We start from the raw sequence: 16,552 nt of genomic DNA on the forward strand, positions 1-16,552 counted from the left end.
CGCTTCGATCAACGTCCCGCAATCTTGCGCATGGTTTTTGTTTTTCGACCCGTCCTTCTTTCGAGAACCCATGAAAGAAGACCTCTATGTTCAATAAGCATTCAGTCGAGATCGACTGGGGTGGACGCCCTCTCAAGCTCGAAACCGGCAAGATCGCCCGCCAGGCCGACGGCGCAGTCGTCGCGACCTACGGCGAGACCGTGGTGCTCGCCACCGTCGTTGCCGCGAAGTCGCCGCGCGAAGGCGTCGACTTCCTGCCGCTGACCGTCGACTACCAGGAGAAGACCTACGCAGCCGGCCGCATTCCTGGCGGCTATTTCAAGCGCGAAGGTCGTCCGACCGAGAAGGAAACGCTGGTTTCCCGCCTGATCGACCGTCCGATTCGTCCGCTGTTCGTCAACGGCTGGCGCAACGAGACCCAGGTGATCGTCACCGTTCTCTCGCACGACATGGAGAACGATCCCGATATCGTCGCGCTGGTGGCCTCGTCGGCTGCGCTGACCCTGTCGGGCGCTCCCTTCAAGGGCCCGATCGGCGCCGCGCGCGTCGGCTTCGCCAATGACGAGTTCATCCTCAACCCGACTCTCGACGAGATGGTCGACACCCAGCTCGACCTCGTCGTCGCCGGCACCGCAGACGCGGTGCTGATGGTGGAATCGGAAGCCAAGGAGCTGAACGAAGAGATCATGCTCGGCGCCGTGATGTTCGGTCACCGCCACTTCCAGCCCGTGATCAACGCGATCATCGAGCTCGCCGAAAAGGCTGCGAAGGAGCCCCGCGAGGTCACCACGATCGACAATTCGGCGCTCGAAAAGGAAATGCTCGGCATGGTCGAGCAGGAACTGCGCGCCGCCTACGCCATTCCGGTCAAGCAGGATCGCTACGCCGCGGTCGGCAAGGTCAAGGAAAAGGTGATCGCTCACTACTTCCCGGAAGGCCAGGAGCCCAAATACGACAAGCTGCGCATCGGCGGCGTGTTCAAGGAGCTCGAAGCCAAGATCGTTCGCTGGAACATTCTCGACACCGGCAAGCGCATCGACGGCCGCGATTCCAAGACCGTGCGCAACATCGTCGCCGAAGTCGGCGTGCTGCCCCGCGCCCACGGCTCGGCGCTGTTCACCCGCGGCGAGACCCAGGCGCTGGTCGTGACCACGCTCGGCACCGGCGAGGACGAGCAGTACATCGACGCGCTGTCGGGAACGTACAAAGAGACGTTCCTGCTGCACTACAACTTCCCTCCCTACTCGGTCGGTGAGACCGGCCGCCTCGGCGGCACCAAGCGCCGCGAGATCGGCCACGGCAAGCTCGCCTGGCGCGCGATCCACCCGGTGCTGCCGCCGCACCACGAATTCCCCTACACCACGCGCGTGGTGTCGGAGATCACCGAATCCAACGGCTCCTCGTCGATGGCATCGGTCTGCGGCGCCTCGCTCGCGCTGATGGACGCCGGCGTGCCGTTGAAGCGGCCGACCGCGGGCATCGCGATGGGCCTGATCCTCGAAGACAAGCGCTTCGCGGTTCTCTCGGACATCCTCGGTGACGAGGACCATCTCGGCGACATGGACTTCAAGGTCGCCGGTACCGAGCAGGGCATCACCTCGCTCCAGATGGACATCAAGATCGAGGGCATCACCGAGGAGATCATGAAGGTCGCGCTCGGCCAGGCCAAGGATGGACGTATCTACATCCTCGGCGAGATGTCGAAGGCGCTCACCAACGCCCGTGCCGAGCTCGGCGAATACGCGCCGCGCATCGAGACCTTCAAGATCGCCACCGACAAGATCCGCGAAGTGATCGGCACCGGCGGCAAGGTGATCCGTGAGATCGTCGAGAAGACCGGCGCCAAGGTCAATATCGAGGACGACGGTACCGTGAAGGTCGCCTCCAACGACGGCGAGGCCATGAAGGCCGCGATCAAGTGGATCAAGTCGATCGCCTCCGATCCGGAAGTCGGCCAGATCTATGACGGCACCGTCGTCAAGGTGATGGAGTTCGGCGCTTTCGTGAACTTCTTCGGCTCCAAGGACGGTCTCGTCCACATCAGCCAGCTCGCCTCGGCGCGCGTGCAGAAGACCTCCGACGTCGTCAAGGAAGGCGACAAGGTCAAGGTCAAGCTGCTCGGCTTCGACGACCGCGGCAAGACCCGCCTGTCGATGAAGGTCGTCGACCAGGAGACCGGCGAAGACCTCGAGGGCAAGGGCGAGAGCCAGCAGCCCGCGCGCGAAGCGGCCGGCGAGTAAATCTCGCTACCTGCCAGAAACACGAAGGGCGGCCTCGCGGCCGCCCTTTTTGTTTGTCGCTTGCCGAGCTTTGGGATCAGGCCGCGATGTCGAACCGGTCAAGGTTCATCACCTTGGTCCAGGCCCTGGCGAAGCCCTTGACGAACTGCTCCTTGGAATCCGACGTGGCATATACCTCGGCGTAGGCGCGAAGCTGCGAGTGCGCGCCGAAGATCAGGTCGACGCGCGTGCCGGTCCACTTCACCGCGTTGGTCTTGCGGTCGCGGGCCTCATAGGTGCCGTCGGTGCCGGCCGGCGTCCACTGCGTGCTCATGTCGAGCAGGTTGACGAAGAAGTCGTTGCTCAGCGTTCCCACCTTCGAGGTGAGGACGCCGTTCTTCGAACCATTCGCATTGGCACCGAGCACGCGCAGACCGCCGAGGAGCACCGTCATCTCCGGGCCGGTAAGCCGGAGCAGCTGCGCACGATCGACCAGAGCCTCCTCGGGCATCATGAACTGCTGCCGCTTGCCGATGAAGTTGCGGAAGCCATCGGCCCGCGGCTCCAGCGGAGCAAACGAAGCGGCGTCGGTCTGCTCCTGCGAGGCATCCATGCGGCCCGGCGTGAAGCCGACCTTGACGTCGACGCCGGCATCCTTCGCCGCCTTCTCGACCGCGGCGGTGCCGCCGAGCACGATGAGGTCCGCCAGCGAGACCTTCTTCGCACCGGATGACGCGTTGAAGTCCTTCTGGATCGCTTCGAGCTTGCCCAAAACCTTCGAGAGCTGAGCCGGCTCGTTCACCTCCCAGTCCTTCTGCGGGGCGAGGCGAATGCGTGCGCCGTTGGCGCCGCCGCGCTTGTCCGAGCCGCGGAACGTCGAGGCCGACGCCCATGCGGTCGAGACCAGCTCCGAGACCGACAGACCCGAGGCCAGGATCTTGGTCTTCAGCGAGGCGATATCCTGCTCGCTGGCCAGCTCGTGATTCACGGCGGGGATCGGGTCCTGCCAGATCAGCGTTTCCTTCGGCACCAGCGGGCCGAGATAGCGCACGACCGGACCCATGTCGCGATGGGTGAGCTTGAACCAGGCACGGGCGAAGGCGTCCGCGAACTGATCGGGATTCTCCAGGAAGCGGCGCGATATCTTCTCATAGGCCGGATCCATACGCAGCGAGAGATCGGTCGTCAGCATCGTCGGCCGGTGCTTCTTCGACTTGTCGAAGGCGTCGGGAATGATGGCATCGGCGTTCTTGGCCGTCCACTGCTGCGCACCGGCCGGGCTCTTCGTCAGCTCCCATTCGAAATTGAACAGGTTCTCGAAAAAGTTGTTGCTCCACTTGGTCGGTGTCGTCGTCCATGTCACCTCGAGTCCGCTGGTGATGGAATCGCCCGAGTGACCCGACGCGTGCTTGCTCTTCCAGCCGAGGCCCTGATCCTCGAGCACGCCCGCTTCCGGCTCCGGTCCGACCAGCGACGGATCGCCCGCACCATGGGTCTTGCCGAAGCTGTGGCCGCCGGCGATCAGCGCGACGGTCTCTTCGTCGTTCATCGCCATGCGGGCGAAGGTCTCGCGAATGTCCTTGGCCGCGGCGACCGGATCCGGCTTGCCGTTCGGGCCTTCCGGATTGACGTAGATCAGGCCCATCTGCACCGCGCCCAGCGGCTCGGCGAGTTGGCGTTCGCCGCTGTAGCGCTCATCGCCCAGCCACGTCCCTTCCGGACCCCAATACAGCTCTTCCGGCTCCCAGACGTCGACGCGGCCGCCGGCAAAGCCGAAGGTCTTGAAGCCCATCGACTCCAGCGCGACGTTGCCGGCCAGCACCATCAGATCGGCCCAGGAGATCTTGCGGCCGTATTTCTGCTTGATCGGCCAGAGCAGACGGCGTGCCTTGTCCAGGTTGGCGTTGTCGGGCCAGCTGTTGAGCGGCGCGAAACGCTGCTGCCCGGCGCCGGCGCCACCGCGACCGTCGGTGGTGCGATAGGTGCCCGCGCTATGCCAGGCCATGCGGATCATGAGGCCGCCGTAGTGACCGAAGTCGGCGGGCCACCATTCCTGCGAGTCTGTCATCAAAGCCGTCAGGTCCTTGATGACCGCATTCAGGTCGAGCGACTTGAATTCCTTGGCGTAGTCGAAGTCCTTGTCCATCGGGTCGGACTTGGGGGAATTCTTGTGCAGCATCTCGATGCTGAGCTGGGTCGGCCACCAATCGCGGTTCGCCGGCACACGTTTTCCACCCGAAAACGGGCACTTTGAAGTGTCGTCCATGAATACCTCCTCTGGTGGCGTCGAACTCGCGCCTTTGACCAGGTAGAAGCACTCTAAGCTTCACGTTCGATCAGGGGAAGTTGACTTTAATGATCGCAGCGATAAGATTTTCTGATGCTAAACCTCACGCTGCGCCAGCTCCGGTATTTCGACGCCCTGGCGCGTCACAGTCATTTCGGCCGCGCGGCTGAGTCCTGTTCAATCTCGCAGCCCGCCCTGTCGATGCAAATCAAGGAGCTGGAGGAGGCGCTCGGCGGCCTGTTGCTGGAGCGCAGCGCCCGGCAGGTGGCGTTGACCCGGTTTGGCGAGGAGCTCGCGCAGCGCGTCCGCGACATCTTGCGCTCGGTCGACGAACTCGGCGATTTCGCCCGCGCCTCGCAGGACCGGTTCTCTGGACGGCTGCGCATCGGCATGATCCCGACGATCGCGCCCTATCTGCTGCCGACGATCACCAAGAATCTGACGCGCATGCATCCAGAACTCGACATCCGCGTGCGCGAGACGATGACGCCGCGGCTGATCCAGGAACTGGTGGAAGGCCGGCTCGATACCGCCATCGTGGCGTTGCCGGTGTCCGAGCCCTCGCTCACCGAGGTCGCCCTGTTCGAGGAAAAATTCCTGCTGGTGCGCCCGAGCGCGGATGAGGGAACGCCGGCACCATCGCGGGAGATGATGCGCGAGATGCGGCTGCTGCTGCTCGAAGAGGGGCACTGCTTCCGCGATCAGGCGCTGTCATTCTGCAACATGCAATCGGCACCGCCGCGCGAGATGCTGGATGCCAATTCGCTGTCGACACTGGTCCAGATGGTCAGCGCCGGCATCGGCGTCACGTTGATCCCGGAGATGGCCGTGTCGGTGGAGACACGATCGGCCTCGGTCTCGCTGGCACGCTTCCGCGACCCGCAGCCGTCGCGCACCATCGGCATGGTCTGGCGCAAGACCAGCCCGCTGGCGCGGCAACTGCTGCAGATCTCCGAGGTGGTGTGCCTGTCGGCGGGCAAGGTTCGCGCGCGTCCATCCGTGCGCAGCAAGCCGACCTGAGGCCTCGATGTCGCATCTCCTCATCCGCTCGGCCCGCGCGGACGAATACGACGAGATCGGCCGTGTCTGGATGGAGAGCTGGGTCTCGACCGGGCTCGGCGAGGCGAGCGAATTCCTGCTCGCAAACCTGCGCGCACGCATCCGGCGCGAGATCGACGACGGCTGGAGCCTGTTCGTCGCCGACGACAACGGCACGATCGCCGCAATGCTGGCGCTGCATTTGCCAAAACTCTATCTCGACATGCTGTTCGTCGCGCCCGCCTATCAGGGCCAATCGCTCGGCCGCAAATTGCTCGGCTTCACGCGCACACAAATGCCCGACGAGATGTATCTGCGCTGCGTCCGCGAGAACGAAAAAGCCTGGCGCTGGTACGAGCGCGAGGGCTTTGTGTTCGAGAAGGAAGAGGTCGAGCCCTCGAACGGGTTCATGATGAAGTATTACCGGTGGCGGCGGCAGGGGCCCGCCGGATAGGCAGTGGTCGCCTGGTGCAGCTTGCGGTTGTCACGGTTCCAATTTAGTGTGGCGTATCCGCCGTCCTCTTGCCCCTAATTTCCCGGAATCGATGTTTCGAATTGCTGTCTCGCTGATCGCGTTGCTGTCCCTGCTCACTGCGGCAGCCGCGCAAACCCCTCCCGCAACCAGCGCGCCTCCCGCTCAGACGGCGGCGCCAGCCAAGAAGGCAGTCAAGAAGGCGGCGCCGAAAGCCAAACCGGCTGCACAACAGCCAGCCGCGGCGGAGAGTGGCCCCTGTCAGATCGGCGTCATTTCCGCCATCGGAGACCAGTTCTCGGTGCAACATGTCGGCCTCACGATGCTCGGCAACGAGTATATGGAGGCGCCGATCGAGACGTGGGGTATCGATGATCTGTTCGTCGCGAGGGTTCGCGCCGCGGCGCCCGGCACGGCTGTCCGAAAGATCGCTTACGCAAGCGGAGCCTTCAAGCCGTACTATCATCCGGAAGCGAAACTGTTCCGCAATGACCGCGACGACCTGACGGCGCTGGTGCGGCAGATCGCCGGAACGTCAAATTGCGAACGTTACGTCGTAGCCACGAAAGCCCGCGTTTCGGTTGATGGCACCAATCAATCAATCGAGGGCCTCGGGGTCTACAAGAATTGGGCGAGCCCTTCCGGGCGCGGCGTCGTGGTTTCCTATTTCCGCATCAACGTTTTTGACGGACGGACTTTCGACATCCATCGGGCGCCTACCCGCGGCTTCGGCGATGTGATTGCTTCGAGTTTCTCCAACAAGAACGACAATATGCAAATCCTCAACAATCTCGAATTTCCCAAGACTCCGGAACAGGTGACCAGCAGTGCATTGTTGCGTGACAGCACACGCAGCCTGCTCACGGCCCAGCTGGACAAGTATCTACCTGCGTATATCAAGGGCGAGTAAGCGCCTTTGCCGAGGGGACGCGACAAAGGCTATCGCTCGTCCGCTTCCTGCGGCTGGGCTGCATTTGACGTTATGGCCCGGCTCGTCGTCCTTGCGGCTGTCGTGTGGTGCTTTTCGACATCTGCTTGGGCGCAGACTAAATCGGGACCACCAGAGACGGAGACGGCAAGACCAGCCGTCAAGCAAGCCAACGGCAAGACAACCACGCGGACGGCCAAGCCTGCTTCCGTGGTCGGCGGCCCCTGCGACTTCGGGGTCGTCGTCACCACCGGCGACGAGTTCACCGTGTTGACGACCGGCCTGACCGTATTTCAGAACAAGAAGACGGTCGTCCCGATCCCGGGCTGGGGACTCAATGATCTGATCTTCGCGCGGACTCGCGCCGCGATCCCTGCCGGCGTATCCGTTCTGAGAATCCCCTACAACCCGGCGAAATTTCCTCGCCGCGATGAGTCCAAGGACACATTGAAGGACAGGTTGTTCCGCGATCTCAATGCGGAGCTGGCCCAATACATGCGCGAGGTCGTGAAAGGAACGAATTGCCGGCACTACATCCAGATCCTCAATTCAATCAGCCCTTTCGGGTCATCCAACTATACGGTCCGCGGCTTCGGCATCCTCAACCATGATGTGGTGCTCGGGCGACGCATCTATCTCTACGCCCTGGCGTTTGTCCGCACCTTCGATGGGCGCGACTTTTCTGTTGTCAGACAGAGTTCTGCGCTGATCAACACGCATCATTCCCTTACGGTGCAGAGGCTTCTGGGCGTGCAAATCGGCGGCCCCTATCGCGAACTACCCGCAGAATCGTTTCCGACCCGCCCTGAAGATGCCGCCGACAATGCCGCACTGCGCGACGGCGTGCGCGCCATGCTGGCGGAAAGCCTCGACAAGACGCTGCCGCTCTTGCTCGGCTTTCAACGAGCGACACGCAACAGCGACGCGCGCTGATCGACACGTCGCTCGCGGCAAAAGTTCGTGGCCCAATTTTAAGAAATCGTGGGCACGTCGCTTGCGCGCCTTTGCCCACTCTACGAGAGCTAATCCTGCGCCTTCAAATCGTCCGGCCGCGGCATCAGGACGGTGTTGTAGCCGGAATCGACATAGTGGATCTCGCCGGTCACGCCGCCGGAGAGATCCGACAGCAGATACAGCGCCGAGCCGCCGAGCTCGTCGAGCGTGACGCCGCGGCGAAGCGGGGAATGCTTCTGCATGTAGGCGAACATCGCGCGCGCCTCGCCGATGCCGGAGCCGGCGAGCGTGCGGATGGGGCCGGCGGAGATCGCGTTGACGCGGATGCCGCGCGGTCCGAAGTCCGAGGCGAGATAGCGCACCGAGGCTTCCAGTGCCGCCTTGGCCACGCCCATCACGTTGTAGTTCGGCATGGCGCGTTCCGAGGCGCCGAAGGTCAGCGTGATCATGCTGCCGCCCTGCGTCATCAGCTCGGCGGCGCGTTTTGCCACTTCCGTGAAGGAGAAGCAGGAGATCACCATGGTGCGCGAAAAATTCTCGCGGCTGGTGTCGGCGTAACGGCCCTTGAGCTCGTTCTTGTCGGCGAAGCCGATCGCGTGGATCACGAAATCCAGCCGGCCCCACTTTTCGCGCAAGGCCGTGAATGTAGCGTCGACGCTCGCGATGTCCTCGACGTCGCAGGGCAGCACCATGTCGACGCCAAGCTGCTCCGCCAGCGGCTTGACGCGCTTGCCCAGGGCCTCGCCCTGGAAGGTGAAGGCAAGCTCGGCGCCATGGGCATGCAGCGTCTTCGCCATGCCCCAGGCGATCGAATGATCATTGGCGATGCCCATGATCAGACCGCGCTTGCCCTTCATCAATTCCGGCATCGTTTCGATCGCTTTCCGCTTTCGTCATGCCCGGGCTTGTCCCGGGCATCCACGCCCTTCGAAGCCGGTGGCCAAGACGTGAGCCAAGACGTGGATGGCCGGGACAAGCCCGGCCATGACGAGAAAATTACCAGCGCGCCCGCAAGGACCTCACGCATCCAGCCGGCTGAACACCAGCGTGGCGTTGGTGCCGCCGAAGCCGAAGGAGTTCGACAGCACGGTGCCGATCTTGACGTTGTCGATGCGCTTGCGCACGATCGGCATGTCGGCGAACACGGGGTCAAGCTCCTGGATGTGGGCGCTCTCGCAGATGAAGCCATTGTTCATCATCAGCAGCGAATAGATCGCTTCCTGCACGCCGGTTGCGCCCAGGGAGTGCCCGGTCAGCGCCTTGGTCGCCGAGATCGGCGGGCACTTCTCGCCACTTCCGAACACCCTGCGGAGCGCGTCGATCTCCGGCGGATCGCCGGCCGGCGTCGATGTCGCGTGCGGATTGATGTAGTCGACCTTGGTCTTCACGGTCGACATCGCCATGCGCATGCAGCGCTCGGCGCCCTCGCCTGATGGTGCGACCATGTCGTAGCCGTCGGACGTCGCGCCATAGCCGACGATCTCGCCGTAAATGCGCGCGCCACGTGCCTTGGCATGCTCGAGCTCTTCAAGCACCAGCACGCCGGCGCCGCCGGCAATCACGAACCCGTCGCGGTTGACGTCGTAGGGACGCGAGGCCGTGGCGGGCGTGTCGTTGTACTTCGAAGACATCGCGCCCATGGCGTCGAACAGCACCGACAGCGACCAGTCCAGCTCCTCGCAGCCGCCGGCGAAGATGACGTCCTGCTTGCCGATCTGGATCGTCTCATAGGCGTTGCCGACGCAATGGTTCGACGTGGCGCAGGCCGACGAGATCGAATAGTTCACGCCCTTGATCTTGAACCAGGTCGCAAGCGTCGCGGAGGCCGTGGAGGACATCGCCTTCGGCACTGCAAACGGCCCGACGCGCTTCGGTCCCTTGGTGCGGGTGATGTCGGCGGCCTCGACGATGGTGCGCGCCGACGGGCCGCCGGAGCCCATGATGATGCCGGTGCGAATGTTGGAGATGTCGTCAGGCGATAGCCCGGAATCCTGGATCGCCTGTTCCATCGCGACGTGATTCCACGCCGCACCCTGACCGAGGAAACGCATGGCACGGCGGTCGACCACCGTCGAAGGATCGAGCGTCGGCGCACCCTGCACCTGCGAACGGAAGCCGAGCTCGGCATATTTCTCAGCCCGCGAAATGCCCGACTTCGCCTCGTGAAGGCTCGCAAGCACTTCCTGGGTGTTGTTTCCGATGGAGGAGACAATGCCCATCCCGGTGACCACAACCCGCCTCATGACAGCCTCGCCTCAATCGTTGTCTTCGTGGTGATGCGCTCAGCCCAAGCTCGTGCCCTGCTTGAACAGGCCGACCTTCAAATCCTTCGCGCGATAGATAATCTGGTCATCGACCGAAAGCCATCCGTCGGCGATACCGAGCACCAGCTTTGAACGCATCACGCGCTTGATATCGATGTTGTACACAACCTTGCGGGCCTCCGGCAGCACCTGGCCGCTGAACTTCAGCTCGTTCAGGCCAAGCGCGCGACCGCGACCTTCACCGCCGCTCCAGCCCAGATAAAAGCCGACCATTTGCCACAGCGCATCGAGCCCGAGGCAGCCGGGCATCACCGGATCGTTCTTGAAGTGGCAGCCGAAGAACCAGAGGTCGGGCTTCACATCGAGCTCGGCGCGCACCACCCCCTTGCCGAATTCACCGCCGGTCTCGCTGATGTCCGTAATGCGGTCGAACATGAGCATCGGCGGCAATGGCAATTGCGCATTGCCAGGGCCGAACATCTCGCCGCGAGCACACGCCAGCAGATCTTCATATTCGTAACCGTTGCGCCTGTTCAGCATGCGGAAGCCTTTGTGTTCTAACCCCGACTGAGCGGCGTTTCCGGCGAAAATGGGCCCCATCCTATTCGAAAAGCAACATCTGTTGCCATTGTCAGACGAGAATACCGAAGGACCCCGGATGGATAGCGAGCGGCTTCAATGCCGGGTCGCGCCAAAATCGGTTAAGCGGAACCGCGGGCTCTCTAACACAGGCCATTTCGGGTAGCAAAGCGCTCTCATGAAGGTAAAATGACGGGCCGCCACGCCGGTTCCTTGCCTGATTAGAACCACTCTAGTTGCGAGAAACTTGCATCTGCATCTATCTCTCCATATATGTTGGAGAACGACAGTGTTCACGCGTGCCCGAAGCTGGAAATGAACGAAAATAACGCGCCCCATCGCGACGACGAGGCCCATGCGGCGGCTCTTATGTCCGGCCGCCAGCCGGCTTTGACCGGTTGCCCGTGGCACGACGTCAACGAAATGCTCCAGTCCGCGGGGCTTCGCCCGACGCGCCAGCGCATGGCGCTCGGCTGGCTCCTGTTCGGCAAGGGTGCACGTCACCTCACGGCTGAAATGCTCTACGAAGAAGCGACGCTGGCCAAGGTGCCGGTCTCGCTGGCGACCGTCTACAACACGCTGAACCAGCTCACCGACGCCGGTCTGCTGCGTCAGGTCAGCGTCGACGGCACCAAGACCTATTTCGACACCAACGTCACGACCCACCATCACTACTATCTCGAGAACAGCCACGAGCTGGTCGACATCGAGGATCCGCATCTGGCGCTGTCCAAGATGCCGGAGGTGCCCGCGGGTTACGAGATCGCCCGGATCGACATGGTCGTACGGTTGCGCAAGAAGCGCTGAGATCTATCCTGAATTGCTGATTTGATCGTCATGGCCGGGCCTGTCCCGGCCATCCACGTTACTCGGTCAGGCGTCAAAATACGCGGATGCCCGGGACGAGCCCGGGCATGACGGTGGAGCAACAGCTCCGCTCCCGCCCAACGTCAGTTCACCTGCTCGTCCGAATAGACGCCCCAGAGACGTTCCTGCTGGATCCAGCCGTCAAAGCCGTTACCGCTGACGCGGCACCAGTTTGCGCTGCACTTTTTCACCTGAGTGACGACACCGGCCTGGAGCCTGGCCGCAACCGCGCTGTCGGGATCGGCGCGATCGTAGATCGGCGCGAGCTCGTCCTTGTGCTTCATCGTGACGACCGCGGTGCGGCGGCCCGACAGCAGCGAGTGATAGACCCAGCCCTCGGCGCCCTCGGAATCGCGGACCCGGCGCCAGTTCTCGAACTCGGCGGTGATTTCGACCGGCAGGCCGGAGCGGGTGTAGACCCAGGCGACGTCATTGTCCTTGGTCGGGCCGGCGCGGACGTTGACGTGATCCGATTTCAGGCTGACGTAGCGCGGCACCGGGAGGCCCGAGGCCGTCTGGGGTGTGCTGTCCTTTGCCGAATGCCCGGGACTGACCGAAGCGCTCAACCAAGTGCAAACGAGCGCCATCACCGAACAAAAACGCCCCAACGCCATCAACCCGTCTCCTGTCGAAGGTCCGGCCGAGCCGGGCCCTCACCCCAAAATTCCAAAACCAGGCCGCTGTCGCCCCTGACCCGCCCCACGCGGGTGTTCCCGAGCCCTTTGCCCGTGGTTCTTGTCTTGGCCCGGCCTTCTGCTAGAGAGGACGGACGTCTGAACAACCGGTTTGTCCCGATTTTCCGGCCGGAAATGTCGGGAGAGCTTGAAGGAAACGCCGGGGACGACACGGCAAAGGCAGTGTCGAACAACCGGGTTAATGAGGCCTCAACGGCCGGCCTTTGGCGACAGAGGCGGCTCGCAACGCCTCATGAGGGCAGGACATGTCGGTGAAGAAAAAGCCCCTCGTCGTCGTGACGCGCAAACTTCCGGACTCGATCGAGACCCGGATGCGCGAGCTGTTCGACGCGCGGATCAACCTCGACGACGCGCCGATGTCGGCCGAGCAGATCGCGGAAGCCGCCCGTACCGCCGACGTACTGGTCCCGACCGTGACCGATCACATCTCCGCCGATATCGTCAACCAGCCCGACTGCAGGTTGAAACTGATCGCGAATTTCGGCAACGGCGTCGACAACATCGATGTCGAGGCCGCGCATGCCCGCGGCATCACCGTCACCAACACGCCCAAAGTTTTGACCGAAGACACCGCCGACATGACCATGGCTCTGATCCTCGCCGTGCCCAGGCGGATGATCGAAGGCGCCTCGATCCTGACGGAGGGAAAACCCTGGCCGGGCTGGTCGCCGACCTGGATGCTTGGCCATCGCATCGGCGGAAAGCGCCTCGGCATCATCGGCATGGGCCGCATCGGCCAGGCGGTCGCACGCCGCGCCCGCGCCTTCGGCTTGCAGATCCACTACCACAACCGCCGGCCGGTGGCGCCGAAGATCGCCGAAGAGCTGGGCGCGACCTATTGGGAAAGCCTCGACCAGATGCTGGCGCGGATGGACATCATCTCGGTGAACTGTCCGCACACGCCGGCGACCTACCATCTGCTGTCGGCGCGCCGGCTGAAGCTCATTCGCAAGGATGCCTACATCGTCAACACCGCGCGCGGCGGGGTCACCGACGAGGACACGCTGATCAAGCTGATCGAAGGCGGCGAGATCGGCGGCGCCGGCCTCGACGTGTACGAGCACGAGCCCGCGGTGAACCCGAAGCTGGTGCGGCTCGCCAAGGCCGGCAAGGTGACGTTGCTGCCACATATGGGCTCGGCCACGATCGAGGGCCGCGTCGAGATGGGCGAGAAGGTGATCATCAACATCCGCACCTTCCTCGACGCGCACAAGCCGCCGGATCGCGTGCTGCCGAGCATGCTGTGAGTTCAACTTACTGCGCGATAAGCTCTCCTGCCTCCTCCTGAGGAGACCGCGTAGCGATCGTCTCGAAGGATGGCCGCAGGCGAGATCCGGGCCTTCATGGTTCGAGACGCGCGTTCCGCGCTCCTCACCATGAGGGTCTGCTACCCCCGGGCGTTGCGCTTGCGCCAGTCGGCAACGAAATCGATGAAGGCCCGCAGTGCCGGCGGCGTCTGGCGCCGGCTTGGATAATACAGGAACGGGCCCGGAAACGGCTCGCACCAGTCTTCAAGCAGCCTGACCAGCGCGCCCGACTTCAGGGCTTCGCCGACATATCCATCGAGCGTCGCCCAGACACCGGCGCCGTCGAGCGCAGCGCGCATGGAAAGGCCCATGTTGGTCGAGATCAGCTTTGCCGGCGGATCGACCTTCACCAGCTGACCGGCCTTCTCGAACTCCAGATCATGCATGACACCGCTGGAGTAGCGGGCGCGGATGCAATCGTGGTCGAGCAGATCCTTCGGATGCTCAGGCTTGCCGCGGCGCGCGAGGTAATCGGGCGAAGCGACCACGACATAGCTCTGCGGGCCGCTGAGCGAGATCGCCACCATGTCCTGCGCCAGATGCTCGCCATAGCGCACGCCGGCATCGAAGCCCGCGCTGACGATGTCGACGAACCCGCTCTCGGAGACGACGTCGAGGTCGACCTGGGGATAGGCCTTGAGGAACGGCCCGATCATCGGCGCCAGCACGAGATCGACCGCGGGCGGCGGTGCGTTGATGCGTAGCCGGCCCGAGGCCACCTCGCGCAGGCCGCGGACTTGATCGAGGGCGTCGCCGACATCGCGCAGCGCCGGCGCCACGCGCGACAGTAGCAGCTCGCCCGCCTCGGTCAGGGCGACGCTGCGGGTGGTGCGGTTCATCAGGCGGACGCCGAGGCGCTCTTCGAGGTCCCGCAATCGTTGGCTAAGGCTCGACACCGACACGCGAATTTCGACCGCCGCGCGCCGGAAATTGCGGGTGCGGGCGACCGCCACGAAGACGTCGAGATCACGCAGGTCGGGCTCAGCCATTGTTCGCTAATGTGAACAAGCCATTCTCGATTGTCCAGCTTATCGGCGCAATCGATCAGGCGCATATCAGGCCTCGTCACGCGGCGCAGTCAGCGCCTTTTCGAGGAGAGCCATCATGGAACAGCGCAAACTCGGTTCAACCGGCCCCACCGTCTCCGCTCTCGGTCTCGGCTGCATGGGCATGTCCGAAGTCTACGGCCCCGCCGATCGGGGCGAGAGCATCGCCACGATCCACGCCGCGTTGGATGCCGGCATCACCCTGGTCGACACCGGCGATTTCTACGCCATGGGCCACAATGAAATGCTGCTGCGCGAAGCGCTCAAGGACGTGCCGCGCGAGAAGGTGCAGATCAGCGTCAAATTCGGTGCGCTGCGCGGTCCGGCCGGCGAATTCACCGGCATGGACACGAGGCCGGCTGCAGCGAGGAACTTCCTGGCCTATTCGCTGCAGCGGCTCGGCACCGACTACATCGACGTCTACCGCCCGGCGCGGCTCGATCCCAACATTCCGATCGAGGAGACTATCGGCGGCATCGCCGATCTCGTGAAGGCCGGCTACATCAAACATATCGGCCTGTCCGAGGTCGGCTCCGACACCATCCGCCGCGCGCATGCCGTGCACCCGATCGCCGATCTCCAGATCGAATATTCGCTGATCGAGCGCGGCATCGAGCGCGACATCCTGACGACCTGCCGCGAGCTCGGCATCGGCATCACGGCTTACGGCGTGTTGGCACGCGGCCTGATCAGCGGCCATTGGTCGAAGGACTCCGGCAAGACAGGCAAGGACTACCGGCTGATGACGCCGCGCTTCCAGGGATCGAATCTCGATGCCAATCTCGCACTGGTGGAGCAGCTGCGCGCCGTCGCCACCGAGATTGGCGCGACGCCGGCACAGGTCGCGATCGCCTGGGTGGCGGCGCAAGGCCAAGAGCACGGTCAAGAGATCGTGCCGCTGGTCGGCGCCCGCACCCGCAACCGCCTCAGCGAGGCACTTGGTGCGGCCAAGGTCACGCTGACGCCAGCTCATCTCGCGCTGTTGGCAAAGGCCTTCCCGCCCGATGTCGCCGCCGGTACGCGCTACGCGGCCGAGCAGATGGCGCATCTCGACAGCGAGAAGCCGGCCACGGCGTAGCGGCTGCGATCAGGTGCGATGGGCGCTGAGGTCAGTAATCACAGGCCCATCGCCATTGAGCGGATTGGCTGGATCGCGCGCGTAACGCAGCGTCTCGAAGCGCATCGCGCGCGCATCGATCATCAGCAGGCGGCCGACCAGGCCGTCGCCAAAGCCGACGATCTCGCGGATCGCCTCCAGCGCCATCATCGAGCCCATCACGCCCGCGAGCGCGCCCATGACGCCGGCTTCCGCGCAGGCCGGCACGGTCCCGGGCGGCGGCGCCTCCGGGAACAGGCAGCGATAGGTCGGATTGAATTCGCCCTGCTCGTTCTTCTCATGCGCGCGGATGGTGGTGAGCGAGCCATCGAAGGTGCCGAGCGCCGCCGTGATCAGCGGCCTCTTGGCGAAGAAGCAGGCGTCCGAGGCCAGATAGCGGGTCGAGAAATTGTCGGAGCCGTCGAGCACCAGGTCATAGTCGCCGATCAGCGCCAGCGCATTGTCGGCATTGAGCCAGGTGGCGTGACCGACGAAGCGGACATGCGGATTAAGCGCAGAAATCCGTTCGGCCGCGCTCTCGACCTTGTGCCGGCCGATATCGGGCGTGGTGTGAATGACCTGGCGCTGGAGGTTCGACAGCGATACCACATCGTCATCGACCACGCCGAGCGTACCGACGCCGGCGGCCGCAAGGTACATCAAGGCGGGCGCACCGAGCCCGCCAGCGCCGATCACCAGCACGGAGGCCCGCTTCAGCGCTGCCTGGCCGGGACCACCGACATCGCGCAGCACGATATGGCGGGCATAGCGTTCGAGTTCGTCCGAGCTCAGCATCGTTG

Annotated in this window: 15 protein-coding genes; 8 read left to right on the plus strand and 7 right to left on the minus strand. The window is 63.8% G+C overall.

What is annotated here, in order from left to right; genetic code table 11:
• The first annotated feature begins 86 nt into the window (after positions 1 to 86).
• Positions 87 to 2,240: a polyribonucleotide nucleotidyltransferase gene (gene pnp / locus IVB45_RS36535; protein WP_247357432.1), complete on the plus strand. Its 2,154-nt coding sequence runs from the start codon at positions 87 to 89 to the stop codon at positions 2,238 to 2,240.
• A 76-nt stretch (positions 2,241 to 2,316) separates the two neighbouring features.
• Here pnp and katG read toward each other — a convergent pair whose 3' ends face one another.
• Positions 2,317 to 4,485 carry a catalase/peroxidase HPI gene (gene katG / locus IVB45_RS36540; RefSeq protein ID WP_247357431.1) on the minus strand — a complete coding sequence of 723 codons (2,169 nt, stop codon included), beginning with the start codon at positions 4,483 to 4,485 and terminating at the stop codon, positions 2,317 to 2,319.
• 114 nt (positions 4,486 to 4,599) lie between these two features.
• On the opposite strand from katG, the gene IVB45_RS36545 reads away from it, so the two are divergent.
• From IVB45_RS36545 to IVB45_RS36560, 4 genes are all read left to right on the plus strand, one after another.
• A complete protein-coding gene (locus IVB45_RS36545; protein ID WP_018455793.1) occupies positions 4,600 to 5,526 on the plus strand; it encodes a hydrogen peroxide-inducible genes activator in 927 nt (308 codons plus the stop codon).
• 7 nt (positions 5,527 to 5,533) lie between these two features.
• Complete coding sequence (locus tag IVB45_RS36550; RefSeq protein ID WP_247357430.1) at positions 5,534 to 5,998, plus strand: GNAT family N-acetyltransferase; 465 nt, start codon at positions 5,534 to 5,536, stop codon at positions 5,996 to 5,998.
• Positions 5,999 to 6,044: 46 nt separating this feature from the next.
• Positions 6,045 to 6,926 carry a hypothetical protein gene (locus IVB45_RS36555; protein WP_247357429.1) on the plus strand — a complete coding sequence of 294 codons (882 nt, stop codon included), beginning with the start codon at positions 6,045 to 6,047 and terminating at the stop codon, positions 6,924 to 6,926.
• 72 nt (positions 6,927 to 6,998) lie between these two features.
• On the plus strand, positions 6,999 to 7,877 hold the full coding sequence (locus tag IVB45_RS36560) for a hypothetical protein (protein ID WP_247357428.1): 879 nt from the start codon (positions 6,999 to 7,001) through the stop codon (positions 7,875 to 7,877).
• Between the two features lie 89 nt (positions 7,878 to 7,966).
• Here the strand turns inward: IVB45_RS36560 and fabI are convergent, their stop codons facing one another.
• The 3 genes from fabI to fabA form a co-directional block, all read right to left on the minus strand.
• Complete coding sequence (gene fabI, locus IVB45_RS36565; RefSeq protein ID WP_247357427.1) at positions 7,967 to 8,767, minus strand: enoyl-ACP reductase FabI; 801 nt, start codon at positions 8,765 to 8,767, stop codon at positions 7,967 to 7,969.
• A 150-nt stretch (positions 8,768 to 8,917) separates the two neighbouring features.
• Positions 8,918 to 10,141, minus strand: coding sequence for a beta-ketoacyl-ACP synthase I (gene fabB, locus IVB45_RS36570; protein WP_027566140.1), 1,224 nt, complete (start codon positions 10,139 to 10,141; stop codon positions 8,918 to 8,920).
• Between the two features lie 39 nt (positions 10,142 to 10,180).
• Positions 10,181 to 10,702, minus strand: a complete 522-nt coding sequence (gene fabA / locus IVB45_RS36575) for a bifunctional 3-hydroxydecanoyl-ACP dehydratase/trans-2-decenoyl-ACP isomerase (RefSeq protein ID WP_007603915.1) — start codon at positions 10,700 to 10,702, stop codon at positions 10,181 to 10,183.
• Between the two features lie 354 nt (positions 10,703 to 11,056).
• On the opposite strand from fabA, the gene irrA reads away from it, so the two are divergent.
• A complete protein-coding gene (gene irrA / locus IVB45_RS36580) occupies positions 11,057 to 11,548 on the plus strand; it encodes an iron response transcriptional regulator IrrA (RefSeq protein ID WP_007598357.1) in 492 nt (163 codons plus the stop codon).
• Between the two features lie 143 nt (positions 11,549 to 11,691).
• Here the strand turns inward: irrA and IVB45_RS36585 are convergent, their stop codons facing one another.
• Positions 11,692 to 12,222: an SH3 domain-containing protein gene (locus IVB45_RS36585; protein ID WP_007603917.1), complete on the minus strand. Its 531-nt coding sequence runs from the start codon at positions 12,220 to 12,222 to the stop codon at positions 11,692 to 11,694.
• A 326-nt stretch (positions 12,223 to 12,548) separates the two neighbouring features.
• Here IVB45_RS36585 and IVB45_RS36590 point away from each other — a divergent pair, with 326 nt between their 5' ends.
• Complete coding sequence (locus IVB45_RS36590; RefSeq protein WP_027514698.1) at positions 12,549 to 13,550, plus strand: D-glycerate dehydrogenase; 1,002 nt, start codon at positions 12,549 to 12,551, stop codon at positions 13,548 to 13,550.
• 140 nt (positions 13,551 to 13,690) lie between these two features.
• Here IVB45_RS36590 and IVB45_RS36595 read toward each other — a convergent pair whose 3' ends face one another.
• Positions 13,691 to 14,599: a LysR family transcriptional regulator gene (locus IVB45_RS36595; protein WP_027566141.1), complete on the minus strand. Its 909-nt coding sequence runs from the start codon at positions 14,597 to 14,599 to the stop codon at positions 13,691 to 13,693.
• A gap of 115 nt (positions 14,600 to 14,714) precedes the next feature.
• On the opposite strand from IVB45_RS36595, the gene IVB45_RS36600 reads away from it, so the two are divergent.
• Positions 14,715 to 15,734 (plus strand): aldo/keto reductase, encoded by a 1,020-nt coding sequence (locus IVB45_RS36600; RefSeq protein WP_247357426.1) that lies wholly within the window; start codon positions 14,715 to 14,717, stop codon positions 15,732 to 15,734.
• Positions 15,735 to 15,743: 9 nt separating this feature from the next.
• Here the strand turns inward: IVB45_RS36600 and moeB are convergent, their stop codons facing one another.
• Complete coding sequence (moeB, locus tag IVB45_RS36605; RefSeq protein WP_247357425.1) at positions 15,744 to 16,547, minus strand: molybdopterin-synthase adenylyltransferase MoeB; 804 nt, start codon at positions 16,545 to 16,547, stop codon at positions 15,744 to 15,746.
• Positions 16,548 to 16,552: the final 5 nt, after the last annotated feature.

Source organism: Bradyrhizobium sp. 4 (assembly GCF_023100905.1).
In the GTDB taxonomy this organism is placed as follows: Bacteria; Pseudomonadota; Alphaproteobacteria; order Rhizobiales; family Xanthobacteraceae; genus Bradyrhizobium.

Coding starts and splice junctions, on each gene's coding strand:
- pnp (WP_247357432.1), top strand. CDS start 87: ATGTTCAATAAGCATTCAGTCGAGATCGACTGGGGTGGACGCCCTCTC.
- katG (WP_247357431.1), bottom strand. CDS start 4,485: ATGGACGACACTTCAAAGTGCCCGTTTTCGGGTGGAAAACGTGTGCCG.
- IVB45_RS36545 (WP_018455793.1), top strand. CDS start 4,600: ATGCTAAACCTCACGCTGCGCCAGCTCCGGTATTTCGACGCCCTGGCG.
- IVB45_RS36550 (WP_247357430.1), top strand. CDS start 5,534: ATGTCGCATCTCCTCATCCGCTCGGCCCGCGCGGACGAATACGACGAG.
- IVB45_RS36560 (WP_247357428.1), top strand. CDS start 6,999: ATGGCCCGGCTCGTCGTCCTTGCGGCTGTCGTGTGGTGCTTTTCGACA.
- fabI (WP_247357427.1), bottom strand. CDS start 8,767: ATGCCGGAATTGATGAAGGGCAAGCGCGGTCTGATCATGGGCATCGCC.
- fabB (WP_027566140.1), bottom strand. CDS start 10,141: ATGAGGCGGGTTGTGGTCACCGGGATGGGCATTGTCTCCTCCATCGGA.
- fabA (WP_007603915.1), bottom strand. CDS start 10,702: ATGCTGAACAGGCGCAACGGTTACGAATATGAAGATCTGCTGGCGTGT.
- irrA (WP_007598357.1), top strand. CDS start 11,057: ATGAACGAAAATAACGCGCCCCATCGCGACGACGAGGCCCATGCGGCG.
- IVB45_RS36585 (WP_007603917.1), bottom strand. CDS start 12,222: ATGGCGTTGGGGCGTTTTTGTTCGGTGATGGCGCTCGTTTGCACTTGG.
- IVB45_RS36590 (WP_027514698.1), top strand. CDS start 12,549: ATGTCGGTGAAGAAAAAGCCCCTCGTCGTCGTGACGCGCAAACTTCCG.
- IVB45_RS36595 (WP_027566141.1), bottom strand. CDS start 14,599: ATGGCTGAGCCCGACCTGCGTGATCTCGACGTCTTCGTGGCGGTCGCC.
- IVB45_RS36600 (WP_247357426.1), top strand. CDS start 14,715: ATGGAACAGCGCAAACTCGGTTCAACCGGCCCCACCGTCTCCGCTCTC.
- moeB (WP_247357425.1), bottom strand. CDS start 16,547: ATGCTGAGCTCGGACGAACTCGAACGCTATGCCCGCCATATCGTGCTG.